The organism is Mesoterricola silvestris (assembly GCF_030295405.1).
GTDB lineage: Bacteria > Acidobacteriota > Holophagae > Holophagales > Holophagaceae > Mesoterricola > Mesoterricola silvestris.
Genome location: NZ_AP027080.1, coordinates 2,741,396 through 2,755,844, shown reverse-complemented (window position 1 = coordinate 2,755,844; position 14,449 = coordinate 2,741,396). Strand labels below are relative to the sequence as shown.

The window sequence follows — 14,449 nt, the reverse complement described above, 5'->3', positions numbered from 1 at the left end:
AAAAAGGGCACTTACAAGCTTGAAAACCCTACGCTAAGACCCTACGCTAAATCAGGCTGGTTCGCGGAGGGCGAAATGGCGGTGAAAACGGCTCTGGGTGCGGGTCACAGGGGCATCCCCTTCGGGGGCAGGGGGGCAAAGGGGAAGGGGGCGACCTGGAACAAGCCCCGGCGGGCCCAGTTGACCGATGCCTTCGTTGAAGCCCTGCCCCGGCCCCCGGCGGGCAAGAAGGACTATTGGATGCGCGATACCCGGATCGCCGGGTTCTCGGTGCGCGTGTACGCGCCCGACGAGCACGACGATGTGCCCAAGATCTTCGGCTACACCATCGCCGTCGACGGGAAGGAGAAATACTTCCGGATTGGACGTTTCGGCATCATGACGGCGGTCATGGCCAGGAGCGAGGCCCAGAAGATCGATGAGAATGTCCGGCTCGGGAAGGACCCCTACGCGCATCGCCAGGATGTTTCCCTGGCGACCGTGAACGACCTTTTCCAGGAGTGGAAGGAGAACTATTGGCCCACTGGCTTGGCGGAATCCACCCAGGCCCGGTACCAGCGCTTCTGGGAACGGTTCATCCCCAGAACCTTCAAGCTGCTCCAGCTTTCCCAGGTGGAGTTGTCCCACATCCAGGAGATCCAGAAGAACGTGAGCAAGGGGGGCATTCGCTACTCCCGCCGGCGGAAGATCAATTTCGTCGAAGTAAAGTCGGCCCCCTCCTCTGTCCAGGCGAACCGGATCGTGGCGATGCTATCCGGCCTGTTCCGTTACCAGTTGAAGAAAAAGCCCGACCAGCGCCAGGGGTTGGACCACAACCCTTGCAAGGCCATCACGCTGGAGCAGGAAAATGAGGAGTTCGTCTATCTGGATCGCCACGAGCTTCTCAGCCTCCGCGCCTTCCTGGAAGCCCAGGAAAGCCGGTGCAAGCCCTATTCCCGGGCCGAGAAGCAGTTCGCCGGCACTGCGCTGGACGCCATCGACCTGATCTTCCATACAGGCTTACGTCACCGGGAGGCCCTGAAACTGGACTGGAGTTCCGTCCATTTCGAACTGGGAACCATTAGCATCAAGGTCACGAAGTACGGGGCGAAAAGGCCCCGGGTGGCCCGTACGAAGCATATCCGCATCACGTCGCCGGCCTGTACCCTCCTGACCCGGCTCTGGGAAACCGCGGGCCAGCCCAAGAAGGGGTGGGTCTTCCCCAGCCATCTCCAACCGGAAAAACACTGGGACAACATCCAGGGCACCTGGGACGCCATCCGGGACCAACTGGACCTGCCCAAGGAGACCCGTCTCCATGACCTGCGCCACTCGATGGCCACCGACCTCCTCCGCTCGGGCATGGACCGTGGCGAGGTGCAGGCCTATATGGGTTGGGAAAGCCTGGAATCGGCGAACAGGTACATGCACGTGGTGACCAAGGAGACCCACCTGAAGGCGGAAGCCATCATCGCGACCCGGGGCATCAACGCGGCGGAGGGGGGCGCGGCCCAACCCTTCCGGCCTATTCGTTCGAAGGCAGGCGTCCACGCCAAGGGCATGCTCCAGGAAGTGGTGGACCACGCCCGGGACCTCCTAGCGCACCTTTCGGAACGCCTGGAGACCCTCCCTGACGGGGTCAGGCGCGAGGCCAAGGCCCTCCGGGCGGCGATGAACCCGGATCTGGCAGGGGAGGGGGCCTGGACTCCGGAGGATCAGTTCCTTGTGGCCTGCAAGGCCAGCCAGTTGTGTGCTGCGATCATGGACCCCGAAGAAGGGCTGGGCTCGGACCTAAATCCAGGCGGAAATGGAAAAGCAGTGAAGGAACTTGTTGGGTATTTGATGAGGTTGGGCTTGATCGAAACCTAACGGGTGGAGCCTGTCCCACGCAGAGCGGAGGTTTGAGCGCACCGAAAGCAGCCCCCTTTCACGGCGATAACACGGGTTCGAATCCCGTTGGCCCTACCAGCAAGCACCCTTGAGAAATCAAGGGTGTCCTTGTTTATTATCGGCACTGGCCTTGCTCGTGGGTGGGCGTGCTCCACAAAATGCTCCAAAATGTGGCGGGGGTATGAGTGGGTGAAGGGCTTAAATGGCCTGAACGCTGAATGGGACCTGCGAAGAGCCTCCAATCTGAGCGCCCCGGCAAGACCCTACTACGCGGTATGGGAGAGGCGACTGCTTGGTCCCACGACACGCCCTTCTCAACGCCATAGATACGCTTGCGTACGGCCACTTCTTTCCTGGCGAATGCGTGGGGGCCGACCTTAATGCGCACTAAGGCCCCATCGCGATGGACCCATGGTTGTCGCCCTCGGCAATGGACCACTCCCTCCATGATCCGGAATTGGCTTTTCATCCTCCTTGGTGCTGACTCATGAAAACCCACATCCATCGCGGGGAGCGCGATCCGCCCGTGACTGGTGTCACATTCTCGCCCAATGAAAAAACCTTTACCCACGGATACCGGCTCCTTCCTTCAACCTGTAAGGCTGAAGAATCTCATCTCCCATTGGTGACCTTACCTCCCGGATTCCGTCGCCGTAAGAATGTCGGTTATTAGAGAATTCGAACTACTCGACCGGGAAGTGCTGCTTCGGTCCATTGACAAGACCCAACCAGACCGGCTCCAACAAGGCTGTTTGATGAGCAACCATGTGGTTATCCGAAAACTGACTCGGCACGCTGTTGTCGCGCTCTGCATTGCGATCTGCGGAATCTCCGCCCTGGCCCTCGCGGGCGAATTCCTTGGAATCAGGGACGCTGCGGCTCTGGGACAAGGACTGATCCCCATGTCCGTGCCGGGCGCCATCCTCATGTTCGTCCTCGGCCTCGCCTTGCCGCTCGGGGCCATGAGAAGCAAGAATCCATTGCCGCGGAGGTTGGCCGCCTTACTGACCCTTGGTGTCCTGGTGGCCGGACTGTTTCTTGTGGCGTGGCGTCTTGGCGGCCACCATCCCGGCCCCATTTCCGCCGGCATGCCTGGGCGACCGACCTCACTGCTCACCGGAATTGTCCTGTCCTTTGGCGCCTGTTCAGCCCTGGTCAGACTGAGGTCCTCCACCCCTGGTTGGTCTCAGCGCCAGGCCGCATCTGTCCTTGCCCAGATACCTCTGGTGATCGGGACCGTGGTGCTGGTCAGTTATGCGGCTGGGGCCCCCCTGTTGTACGAGTCGCAGAATATTCCGATGTCGCTTCCTTCTGCCCTGTGTTCCGTGACTCTGGGCATCGTCCTGATGCTGGTGGCCGGCTTCGATACTTGGCCCCTGGCCGTGTTCGGATTCATTCCCGGTAGAGGCAACCTCTCCACATCGCTGTGGTTCGCCACCGGTCCTTTGGCCATGTTCCTCCTCCTCGGGGTACTCGTCCTTTCCGGCGGATCATTCTTCCTGCGCGGCCAGCTCAAGGCAACCCGGAGCCACGTGCAGGCCGAGCTTGCGACCATCGCCACGTTCAAATCCCGCCAGATCGAGTCATGGTTCGCCGAAAGGCGGACCGCCGCCGAGAGGCGATCCCATTCCGCACTGATTCAGGAACCCCTCCGGTGGTTCCTTGAGGGTTCGCCCCAAGCACCCCCTTCCTCCCAACTCCTTGCCTGGATGGAAGAGCTGCAGAAGGGGACCTACCGGCGGGTAGTCCTTTTCGATGCGGAAGGACGCGTGCGGTTATCCGCACCCGCCGGGGCCGGGATTCCGGTCGATGACCTGGACCCTTTCGAACTCGCTCAGGCGTTACGTTCCAAGGATGCCTTCATCCGGGACATCCATCAGCACCCCGGCAGTCCGGACCTTCATCTGAGCTTGTGGGTGCCCATTGGAGCTAGCCCCACGCCCGGCGGCAAGGCTGAGGGGACCCTGCTGCTGATGATCGATCCCCAGGAACTGCTGTTCCCCCTGATCCGCGCCTGGCCTACCCCCAGCAGCAGTTCCGAAGCCCTGCTGGTCAGGCAGGACGGCAGCGACCTGCTCTTTCTCAATGAGCTCCGGCACCGGGCCGACCCACCCATGAGTCTGCGCATGCCTCTGCATGGGATGTTCACGGCAGAGTCCTTGGCCGCGGCCCCTGGGGCCCCCCAGATCGTTGCTGGAAAGGACTATCGCGGAGAGCCTGTTCTCGCGGCCTTGAGCAGGATCAAGGGGACGCCCTGGAGCCTGGTCGCCAAGGTGGACGAGGCCGAAATATACGCTCCTCTTCGGCGGCAGATCTGGCTGGGGGGCGTGGTTCTGATCGGCATGGTGGTGATCGTGGCCACGGGACTGGGTTTGATGGTCCGTCATCATGATGCAGAGATGGTGCGCAAGCAGTTGGACCTGTCTCAGCGGTTCGAATGGCTCATGCGGGAGGCCAACGACATCATTCTCATCATGGATTCCGATGGGTGGATCCAAGAGGCCAATTCCCGGGCCCTGGCGTTCTATGGCTATACGCTTCAAGAACTGAAGAAAATGCGTGTCATGGAGTTGCGCTCGGCGGATACGCTCGAACGTGCGCAATGGCAATTCGACCGGTTGAATACCCTGGGCGCGATCCGGTTCGAGACTTCCCACGTGCGAAAGGACGGGACGACATTTCAGGCGGAGGTCAGCGCCCGGGTAGTGCATGTCGGGGGGGAGCCCATCGTCATCACGTTCGTTCGAGATATCACGGAACGCCTCGCGCAGGAACATGAGCTCCGGCGCATGAACCGGCTTTATTCTGCACTTGGCCAGGTGAACCATACAATTGTCTGGACGGATTCCCGGGAGGACCTCTTCTCGAAGATCTGTGAAACGCTCGTGGAACAGGGAGGATTCCTTTTCGCGCGGATCGGGTGGGAGGAGCCCGGAGCCGGCCGCATCGGCATCGCCGGATCCTTCGGCGCACCCCTGGGCTGCGAGGACGCGCCAGGGGACCTGGAACCCATGGCGACGGCCATCCGGCGGGGGCAGCCCAGCGTCTCCAATGATATTAAGGGAATGCTGGCGCTCGATTCGGGGGAGAAAACCGGAGCAGGATTCGCCTCCGCGGCCGCTTTTCCCATCTCTCAGGGGGGCTCCGAGCGCGGAGCCATCGCCGTCTATTCCAACGAGCGGGATATTTTCGGACAAGGGGAAATCGAGCTGCTCTCGAAAGTAGCCATGGACCTTTCCTATGCTCTGGACAACCTCGAGAGCGAACGGCTGCGACGGGAGGGGGAGGAGGCGCTGATGGCCAGCGAGCGATTCCTCGTGAAGGCTCAGGAAGCAGGTGGGATCGGGACCTACAAGTGGGACCTCCTGCAAGATCGTTGGGTCAGTAGTTCCTTCCTGGACCGGATATTCGGGATCGGACCTGAGTATCTAAGAACCTTGCAGGGCTGGCTCGGACTCATCGCCCCTGAATTTCGCGACCAGATGCAGGCCTATATCGCAAGGCTCATTGACCAGAAGGAAGTCTTCGATCTGGATTACGTCGTGGTCCGCCCTTCGGACGGCGTTCGCCGCTGGGTCCATGGTCAGGGCGAGTTCGAGTGGGATGCTGAAGGCCACCCGGTCAACCTCGTCGGGGTCATTCAGGACATCACGGAAAAAAAGAAGGACGAGGAGACCCTGCGCCTGATCTCGGTGGCGGTGGAGCAAAGCCCGCTCTGCGTGGTCGTCACCGATCCCGCCGGAACGATCCAGTACGTGAACCCGAGATTTACTCATGTCACCGGCTATTCCCCAGCGGAGGCCCTGGGTCAGAACCCGCGCATTCTGAAATCCCACACCACGCCGCCGGAGCACTACCTGGAGATGTGGGAGACCCTGACCCGGGGCGACGTCTGGGTCGGGGAATTCCAGAATCTGAAAAAGGGAGGGGAGCCTTTCCATGAGCGTGCCACCGTGGCCCCCGTCCGGGACACGAACGGGGTCATCAGCCACTACATCGCCCTCAAGGAGGACATCACCCGGCAGCTTGAGGAAGGAGAGGCGCGCCGTGCCCTTGAAGCCCAACTCCAGCAGTCCCAGAAACTGGAAAGCCTAGGCAGTCTCGCCGGCGGGGTGGCGCATGACATGAACAACGTGCTGGGGGCCATCCTGGGCCTTGCTTCCGCCCTCCGGGAGGGGGCCGAAGCGCCTTCCTTCTCCGCCAAGAGTCTCGACACCATCATGGGGGCCTGCCTGCGCGGGAGGGACGTCGTCAAAAGCCTCCTGTATTTTGCCCACAAGAACCTGCAGGAGGAGCAACTCTTCAATCTCAACGACCTCGTGATGGAAATGAGCCACCTGCTCAGCCGTACGACGTTGAACCGGGTTCAGCTCCGCATGGACCTCCAGGAAGGGATGGACGCCCTCCGCGGTGATAGCGGAGCCCTGAGCCATATGATCATGAACCTTTGCGTAAACGCGATCGATGCCATGCCCCACGGGGGAGACCTCCTCATCACCACCCGGCCGACCGAGGACGGCGGCCAGGAACTCCGGGTGAAGGACACGGGAGAGGGCATGGCGGCGGACGTCCTGGCCAAGGCCATGGAGCCTTTCTTCTCCACAAAACCCAAGGGGAAGGGGACCGGACTGGGCTTGGCGATGGCGTATGGCACCATGAAAGCCCACGACGGCACGCTCGAATTGTTCAGCCAACCAGGTTCAGGGACAGAAGCCGTCCTGCGCTTCCCGAACACCCGGGTGTCGCCGTCCTCCCGGGCCGTGCCCGCGGCTTCCGTCCAGACGCCGGCTGCCCTCAGCAACTTGCGCATCCTCCTGGTGGATGATGATGAATTGATCCGGGACTCCCTCGCGCCCATGCTTGGCATCATGGGGCACCGCGTCACTACAGCCATGGAGGGCGGCGAGGCCCTCCGACTCCTGGGCGGCGGGTTGGAGATCGACCTGGTGATACTGGACATGAACATGCCCGGCATGAGCGGTCCCGAGGCCCTACCCAGGATCCTCGACCTCCGTCCCGGCTTGCCCGTTCTCATGGCCTCGGGGTTCAGCGATCAGGAAATCGCCCCCCTTTTGCAGGATAAACAGAATGTTTTCAGTATATCGAAGCCGTTCAGTATGAAGGAAATCCAGAACAAGATCCTCGAAGTGGGGCTGCGCCTTACTGAGATTTCGCCTTCTTGAGCCACGGCCGGGGAAGCAAAATACCCTACCTTCTTATCGCCTTTGATACACTATCCGTGCGGAGGATGGTGGTCCCCGGAGCTCCGCATAGAATCCCCAGCAAACCTTGATTGGTCCAGGGGCGGCTTCTGTTCGGTTCCATCCAATGGCTCACGTACGTCCCGGAGGCAGGATTCCAATGTCCGAACAGCTCCGGCAATTCCAGGCGTCCAGTGGGCCGGGTGGCCAGTTCTGGCGGCGGGCTGCGCTCTGGACGGTCGTCCTGGGCGCGTTTCTTGGCCTGGGAATCCATTCCGCCCTCCGGGAGAATCGCGAAGTTGCGCTCAGGCACGCCCGCGATACCTTTTTGATGGATCGATCTTACCGGGTCTGGATCACTCAACTTGGCGAGGAGGCTGGTCGGCCGGAAGTTGATCCAGGTGCGGCCGCCAGGACACCCGGGCGGAAAGTCCATACCTTGCCCGAAGGTGTCGGCATGGGCCGCATGGGGACGGCCACGGGTCAGCGGCGGCACCTCGCCACGCTGGACCCCATCCGGCCAGAGGATGCCCCCGATGCCTGGGAGCGGGAGGCTCTGCTCGCGCTGAACCAGGGAAGGCAGGAAGTTTTCGCGCCAACGGTGATGGCCGGGCAACCGACCCTTCGCTACATGGGGACGCTCACCGCCGAGGACGGGTGCCTGCACTGCCATGCCGGGAAGGGCGCCCACGCCGGAGATGTGCTTGGCGGCATCAGTATCGCCGTGCCCCTGGATACTCTCCGGGCCACCCTCGCCCAGCGCCACCAGATGGCCTTCCAGGGCGCCCTGGCGATCCTTTGGTTCATGGGCCTCGGGGGACTCTGGGTCACCGCGAAGCGGGATCAGGCTTTTCAGGTCGCCAACCTGCGCGCCTTGGAAGAATTGAAGGCGAGCAAGGATCGCTACCAATTGATTTCCGAAAACGCGGCGGACGTGGTGTGGTTGCTGGATCTGCCCAGTCAGCGCTTCTCCTTCGTGAGTCCCTCCGTCCACAAGGTGACCGGATACACTGTGGAGGAGTTTCTCCAGCATCCCCTGGATCATTTCCTGACGGCCGAATCGGTCCAGGAAGCTAGGGCCCGCCTGGAGGTCCGCATCCAGACCGTGCGGGAGGGCGATGCCGCTAGGCTCACCGAGACCAACCAACTGGACCTGATTCGCCTCGACGGAGTGATCGTCCCCCTGGAGGTGCGGACCACGCTCCTGGCGGGACCAGATGGATCGTTCGCAACGGTCCTGGGCGTGAGCCATGACATCACCGAGCGCAAGGCGGCCTACGAAGCCTTGCACAAGTCCGAAGAGCTGTTTTCCCGGGCCTTTTCACTGAGTCCCGACGCCGTCTGCATTTCCAGGCTCAAGGACGGGGTCTACATTGCCATCAACAACGGGTTTACCCGGATCCTCGGGTATTCGGCGGACCGGATCCTGGGTCGTTCCTCCACGGACCCGGCCAACCAGCTCTGGGACCAGGTTGGGGATCGCCAGAGCTGGGTGGCTGTCCTGGAGGCGCAGGGTGAGTACCTGGGGCTGGAGGCTGTGTTCAGGACGCAGGCGGGGAGGCCCCTCACCGGCCTGATGTCGGCGAAGGTCATCGAAGTGAATGGCGAGACGTGCATCCTTTCCATCATCCGGGACATCACCGAACAGCGGGAGGCTGCCCGCCGCCTGAAGGAGGCCCAGGACCTCAACCAGAAACTCCTGGAGGCGTCTCCCCTGGGCATCGCCGCATATCGTGCGGACACGGGGCAATGCGTCCTGGCCAACCCCGCCTTATCCACGATCCTGGGGGGCACCCAGGAGCAGTTCCTGGCCCAGAATTTCCGGACCATCTCTTCCTGGAAAGGGTCGGGGCTTCTGGCCGCGGCTGAGGCCTGCCTGGCCGGCCATGAAACCGCCCGGGTGACCCTGGAATTCGACTCGACCTTCGGCAAGCATCTGTGGATCTTCACGAGCATGGAGCCCTTCGAGGCGAGCCAGGAGCCACACCTGCTGGTGATGATCGAAGACGTGACGGAGCGGGTCCTCGGAGAAAGGCGGCTCCTGGACGCCAACGCGAAGCTGGACCGGTTGGCGCGGGAGGATGCCTTGACCGGGCTTGGCAACCGGCGGGCCTTCAACGAAAGGCTGGAAACGGAGGTTCGCCGCACACGCCGCGCAGGCAAGTCCCTTTCCATCATCATGGGCGACATCGATTACTTCAAGCGTTACAACGATCACTATGGCCACCCCATGGGCGACGCCTGCCTAATCACCGTGGCCGAAATCATGCAGGATCTTTTCAAGAGAAGCGGCGACCTGGTCGCCCGCATCGGCGGAGAGGAGTTCGCCATCCTCCTTCCGGAGACGCCCCTCGAGGCTGCCGCCCAATTGGCAGCCACACTCCGGGAGGCCATCCAGGCGGCGGGGATCCCGCACGAAGCCTCGGGAATCGCGGAGGTCGTGACGCTGAGTATCGGTGTGGCATCTACCAACCTGAGCGGGGATGCCCTGCCATCCCGCCTCCTGAAGCTGGTGGATGGTGCCCTTTATCAGTCCAAGAAGAATGGACGGAATAGAGTATTCATTGCGCCTTCCCAGGAGTAAAAATCAAACAGTGGCGAGTTCCACCACGTGATGATGGAGTGGCACTTGGTCCTTCATGTCTGCCATAAGAGTCACTCCCATGGCCCCCTCCTCCATCAACCAAACCGTCAACGACTGGACCACTCAGGTGCTGGTGGCCGCCGGCCACCTGGTTTGGCTCTATCGTAGGCTGGGCGATGAAAGGCAGGCTGCCCTGGCCCTCCGGGCCATGGGGCCGTGCGAGGAAAGGGCCCAGCGGCTCGGGCTCAAGTCGGGAATCTCCCAACTTCAGGCTCGTTTCCTCAGCGACCCCCTGGATGAGGTGGCCCGGGAGGCCCGGGCATGGCAATGGCTCGTGGAAGGCCACGCGGGCATCTCGGCTTTCCACGGGATGGTGGAAGGGGACGATGACAAAGGCCGCCGCCTGCGGAGCAACCAGGCGGCTACCACCAAGGCGCTGCACCTGGCTCTGCGGGGCTACCACGTGGCCTTCCCGGCGACTTTGGCCGAGGAGGGAATCCGCGCCGCCCTGGAATCCGCCACGGCCCGCTGTGCTAGAGCTTTCACAATGGATCTCCAGGATGCCAGCGATGAGGAGCGGGCCGATCTGCGCCTGGAACTGCAGTCTACGATCCTGGACGCGCTTATCCTGGAATTAAGCGCCGCGGGTAACTTGGCGTTAGGGAAGGATGATCCGAGGGCCTTGAATCCGCTGGCCCCCACGGGGCTATGAAATCCGGTGGGTCTTGCCCCAGGGGTTCGGCCCTCGCTGCGTGATCGGTTCCAACCGGGGCCTGCCCAAGCCCTAACTGGAAGGAGCGATCTTGTGGTTCACGCACGCGGTTCAGGACGCCGGCGGCGAGGTGGTGGACACGACACTTGAGCGCTCCCCCAAGAGCGGGAGCGAGAGCGAGAGCGTGCCGGGCGAGCGGTACTTCGACGTTCGCATGGCGCACGTGAAATGCCTGGGCCTTATGGGCACCCTGAAGATCGATGTGGTCAGCATCGGCAACGGCCACCAGGGCAAGGCGAAGGTCGAGCAGATGCGGTCTAGCCCAGAGTACCACAGCTTCTCGTAGCATTCGGGGGTCATCTCCCTGGGCCACCACGTCTCAGTCGGGCGCTGACGTCGCGGGCGACTTTCCCACCAATGAGGCCGGGCTGCCCTTGGCCTCTGTATGGCGGTGAGCCAGCGGGCCATAGTGTTCTGCCTGTTCAAGAGCACCCGGATGGTCACCCAGAGTGCAGCCAGCCCTGGGCGCAGGCCTGCGACACCGTGCTGGGGCTGACCATTGCCCAAAGCGTGTGGAAGACAGGGGCGCCGAGGGCAGCCTGGGCTCCACGGTCGACGAGGTGCAGAGGCTAGCTTCCGGGCGCCAGATGAAGGAATTGGCGCTTCTAGAGAAGATTGGGTTGCTTTTCCAGGGCTTGCGGCGCTTCCCGGACAGGCGCGGGTACGTCCTGTTCTCTACCGACACTTGTGCCCTGAACGGCCATTACTGCGCGCACCCCTTCGGCGTGCTGGCGGGTTCCCGGGAGCAGCACCTGTTCGCCCAGATGCAGGACTTCCGGTGGGCCTCCCACAAGATCAACGAGATCCTGAACCTGCAAAGGAGGTTCCACACGGGCGCGGATGGCCGAGGGCATGGAGTCCTGCCGGTTCCTGGTGGAGCCGGGGAACTGGGATGCTCGCTCCATCCACGAATCGCTGGGGGCCATGCCCCGGGCCTGGGCCGCAGGGCGCTGTAGTCCACCTAGATGGTCCTGGCGATCCGGCAAATTGGTAATGCCAACAGGATTGGCCCGAAAGTCGGGGCTGTAGCTTATTAACCATCCCCATTGCCAACGCCACAACAACCGCCAAGAGCCACCAATTGGGGGATCAAGGTCGACGACGGTTTCGAAGCCAGGCTCCCAGGCTCCGGATGACCATGCCCAAGATTCCACTGATCACCATGGCTTCGCCAAGCCGGTGATGCCAGCCACCCATCTGTGCGAACAACAAGAGGGATCCACCAACTACCAGTGAGCCAAAGGCAACGGAACTGGCCAGCCGCTCCAGGTTATTGCTGACACGATCACCGAGGGCCTCCATGCCGGGTGACTGCACGCGGCCAAGATTGCCTTCGGCAAAACGTCGAAGGATGCGGCGCGTATCACTGGGCGCATCACTGAATAATCGCTCCATCTCCCTCGCCAACCTGGTCGTCTTGTCCTGGATTCGTCCCAGCGAGAAATGCTGTGCTTTCCGGCGGGCGATCTCCTCCTGGAAGGACTTCATGTAGTCATGGCCTGGCGAGAGCTGGCGGATCATCGATTCCAGAATGATAAACGCCCGGGTGAGCAGGAAAAATTCTCCGGGGTTGTGAACCCCATTCTCGCTGCCGGCACGGAGGAGCGCCTCGAACGCATTGCCGATGGAGGCATCCGCCAAGCTGTGTCGGTGAATTTCATAGAGCACGGCCTTGACATCCACCACCAGCGCTGCACGATTGACCTGTTCGTTGGCCGGGGCCATCTCGAGATAGGCCTCGGTGGTGGCCCGCGCATCGCCGTTGACGACGGCTTCGAGGAGGCGAGTTAAAGATTCGCGCATCGCCTCGTCGAGTTCGCCGGTCATGCCAAAATCGAGCAGGGAGAGCCGCCCATCTGGCAGGACGAAGACGTTCCCGGGATGTGAATCGGCGTGGAACAACCCTTCTTCAAAGATCGAGTGCAGCATCAGCTTGACCAACGTGTTGATGGCCTTGGGCATCGCTTCGGGATGGTTCTTTCCGTAGAGGTCCACCCGTTCGCCTGCCGAGTATTCCATCGTTAGCACCTTGCCAGTCGAGGCTTCCGCAATAACGTCAGGAATCCAGAAGTCGGGAACATCTGCCAGGGCAGCGCGAATAAGCACCATGGAATGGGCCTCATGTCTGAAGTCGGTTTCCCGTTCCAGACTGTTGGCGAACTCCCGCACGATCACGGGCAAGTCAAAGGCGCGCAACCGGGGAAAGAGCCCTTCCCCGAGGGCGACAAGGTAGGACAACGCCGCAAAATCCTTGCCGATGATTCTGTGCAGGTCTGGGCGCTGCACCTTGACGGCCACGTGACGACCGTCCTTCAAAATTGCATCATGCACCTGGGCAATGGTGGCCGCGGCAAGCGGTCTGTCACGGGGTAACCCCAACAAACGTGCAACCAGGGATCAAGTAGCGCTCCGTGGCTTCTGAGGGGACCTCCAAAGAAAGTTTCTTTGGCCCCTTGAGTTTATACCCGGGTATAGACCTTAACCTGCTACCTGGGAGGTGGTCATGGCACCTGGGGCCTTCAAGATGCGCGACCTCACCGAGGCCTGCGGGGTGAGCGACCAGGCGGTCCGCCTTTACGAGCGCCTGGGCCTCCTGGAGCCTGTGGGCCGGACCGCCAAGGGCTACCGGCTGTACGACGCCTCCTCGGTGGAGACGGTGCGCTTCATCAAGCAAGCCCAGCGCAGCGGTTTCATCCTGGAGGAGATCAAGATTCTCCTCCGCACGGACATTCGGGACGAGCACGCCTGCGATGAAATGAAGGCCCTGCTGGACCGGAAGCTCCACGCCCTTACGGAGCGGCTGGTGGAACTTCAGGGAATGAAGGATGTCCTCCACAGCCTGCGACAGGCCTGCGAGGGAGAGCCGGGGCCGCTCTGCCCGGCTTTCCTTAAGCTATGCGTCCCCGATTGCGCAGTCCCGGATCCTAAGGGCGCGCGCCCCTTGCGAAGGAGGTGAACCATGCGGATCGAGCTGCTGGTCTTTGAAGGCTGCCCCAACCTGGAACAGGCCCGGGTGCTGCTCCAGGCGGGCATGGCCTCCCTGGGCATCGCGGGGGAGGTGCGAGAGATCCGGGTGGAGACGCCGGAGGCGGCCCGCCAGTGGAATTTCCCGGGTTCGCCCACCCTGCGGGTGAACGGCGAGGACGTGGCGCCCCTTCCGGAGGGCTTCGAGCCAGCGCTCGGATGCCGGACCTATGTGGTCCAAGGGCGCCGCCAGGGCCTCCCGGATCCGGCCTGGGTGCGGCAGGCCCTGCGCAGGGCCCAGGACGCCGAGGCCCACGCCTGCTGCACGCCCCTCGCCAAGCCCAGGACGGCGTCGGCGTGTCCAGCCTGCAGGACAGAGGGGAAGCCGGTGAAGCCCGTCACCCTCCGCGCCTTGCTCCAGCCTCATCTTCGGTCCGAGGTGAAGGACGAGATGTACCGGTTCTGCGCCAGCCCCGATTGCGCCCTGGTGTACTTCAGCGCGGATGGCGCCCAGAGCTTCGCCCGGGTGGACCTCACGGTGCGGGTGGGGGTGAAAGAGCGGAGCGGGCCGCGTCCGCTCTGCTACTGCTTCGGGCACAGCGCGGAGAGCGTCCGGGACGAGTGGATCGTGACAGGGAAGAGCACCGTCCTCGAATCCATCAAGGCCGAGGTGAAAGCTGGAACCTGCCACTGCGAGGTGACCAACCCCGGCGGTGGCTGCTGCCTCGGGGACATCACCAAGGAAGTGAAGGCCCTGTCCGCGAACCCGGCCGTTCCTTCACCCACGCAGGACTGCTGCGCCCCCTCGAAACCCGCCTGCTGCTGAGGTAATGCCATGGCCACGGCTGCGTTCGATCCCATCCGCGAGGCCCGGCGCCAGGAACGCCAGAGCCAGCTCAAGCTGCTGGCCTGGGTCCTGGGCCTGGTGGCCCTATTGGTGGTGCTGCGGATCCTGGCCGGTCCCGGCTGCGGTTGCTGAGAAGGAGAGCCCCATGTCCACCCAAGACCATGATTGCTGCCCGCCCCCGGGACCCCAAACCGGCAGATGCCCCACGGATC

General features: G+C 62.6%; 9 protein-coding genes. 8 read left to right on the top strand and 1 reads right to left on the bottom strand.

The genetic code is table 11. The features are described from left to right. Nucleotides 1–75 precede the first annotated feature (75 nt). The 5 genes from R2J76_RS11920 (at nucleotide 76) to R2J76_RS11900 (ending at nucleotide 10,712) form a co-directional block, all read left to right on the top strand. Complete coding sequence (locus tag R2J76_RS11920; protein WP_316411816.1) at nucleotides 76–1,848, top strand: site-specific integrase; 1,773 nt, start codon at nucleotides 76–78, stop codon at nucleotides 1,846–1,848. Nucleotides 1,849–2,624: 776 nt separating this feature from the next. Continuing rightward, nucleotides 2,625–7,052 carry a PAS domain S-box protein gene (locus tag R2J76_RS11915; RefSeq protein WP_316411815.1) on the top strand — a complete coding sequence of 1,476 codons (4,428 nt, stop codon included), beginning with the start codon at nucleotides 2,625–2,627 and terminating at the stop codon, nucleotides 7,050–7,052. Nucleotides 7,053–7,230: 178 nt separating this feature from the next. Next, nucleotides 7,231–9,654 (top strand): diguanylate cyclase domain-containing protein, encoded by a 2,424-nt coding sequence (locus R2J76_RS11910; RefSeq protein WP_316411814.1) that lies wholly within the window; start codon nucleotides 7,231–7,233, stop codon nucleotides 9,652–9,654. Between the two features lie 79 nt (nucleotides 9,655–9,733). Beyond that, nucleotides 9,734–10,366 carry a hypothetical protein gene (locus R2J76_RS11905; RefSeq protein WP_316411813.1) on the top strand — a complete coding sequence of 211 codons (633 nt, stop codon included), beginning with the start codon at nucleotides 9,734–9,736 and terminating at the stop codon, nucleotides 10,364–10,366. 133 nt (nucleotides 10,367–10,499) lie between these two features. Continuing rightward, a complete protein-coding gene (locus tag R2J76_RS11900) occupies nucleotides 10,500–10,712 on the top strand; it encodes a hypothetical protein (protein WP_316411812.1) in 213 nt (70 codons plus the stop codon). A gap of 803 nt (nucleotides 10,713–11,515) precedes the next feature. Here the strand turns inward: R2J76_RS11900 and R2J76_RS11895 are convergent. Then, nucleotides 11,516–12,805 (bottom strand): ABC1 kinase family protein, encoded by a 1,290-nt coding sequence (locus R2J76_RS11895; RefSeq protein ID WP_316411811.1) that lies wholly within the window; start codon nucleotides 12,803–12,805, stop codon nucleotides 11,516–11,518. 124 nt (nucleotides 12,806–12,929) lie between these two features. Between R2J76_RS11895 and R2J76_RS11890 the strand changes: the two genes are divergently transcribed. The 3 genes from R2J76_RS11890 to R2J76_RS11880 are packed head-to-tail and all read left to right on the top strand — an operon-like array spanning nucleotide 12,930 to nucleotide 14,369. After that, complete coding sequence (locus R2J76_RS11890; protein WP_316411810.1) at nucleotides 12,930–13,382, top strand: MerR family DNA-binding protein; 453 nt, start codon at nucleotides 12,930–12,932, stop codon at nucleotides 13,380–13,382. A 3-nt stretch (nucleotides 13,383–13,385) separates the two neighbouring features. Beyond that, the gene (locus R2J76_RS11885) at nucleotides 13,386–14,216 is read left to right on the top strand and encodes a putative iron-sulfur cluster-binding metallochaperone (RefSeq protein WP_316411809.1); all 831 of its coding nucleotides are present in this window, start codon (nucleotides 13,386–13,388) and stop codon (nucleotides 14,214–14,216) included. Between the two features lie 9 nt (nucleotides 14,217–14,225). Next, on the top strand, nucleotides 14,226–14,369 hold the full coding sequence (locus tag R2J76_RS11880; protein WP_316411808.1) for a hypothetical protein: 144 nt from the start codon (nucleotides 14,226–14,228) through the stop codon (nucleotides 14,367–14,369). Nucleotides 14,370–14,449 lie beyond the last annotated feature (80 nt).

Bases quoted from the DNA above. Each gene is read 5' to 3' on its own strand.
- R2J76_RS11920 (WP_316411816.1), top strand. From the start codon at position 76: ATGGCGGTGAAAACGGCTCTGGGTGCGGGTCACAGGGGCATCCCCTTC.
- R2J76_RS11915 (WP_316411815.1), top strand. From the start codon at position 2,625: ATGAGCAACCATGTGGTTATCCGAAAACTGACTCGGCACGCTGTTGTC.
- R2J76_RS11910 (WP_316411814.1), top strand. From the start codon at position 7,231: ATGTCCGAACAGCTCCGGCAATTCCAGGCGTCCAGTGGGCCGGGTGGC.
- R2J76_RS11905 (WP_316411813.1), top strand. From the start codon at position 9,734: ATGGCCCCCTCCTCCATCAACCAAACCGTCAACGACTGGACCACTCAG.
- R2J76_RS11890 (WP_316411810.1), top strand. From the start codon at position 12,930: ATGGCACCTGGGGCCTTCAAGATGCGCGACCTCACCGAGGCCTGCGGG.
- R2J76_RS11885 (WP_316411809.1), top strand. From the start codon at position 13,386: ATGCGGATCGAGCTGCTGGTCTTTGAAGGCTGCCCCAACCTGGAACAG.
- R2J76_RS11880 (WP_316411808.1), top strand. From the start codon at position 14,226: ATGGCCACGGCTGCGTTCGATCCCATCCGCGAGGCCCGGCGCCAGGAA.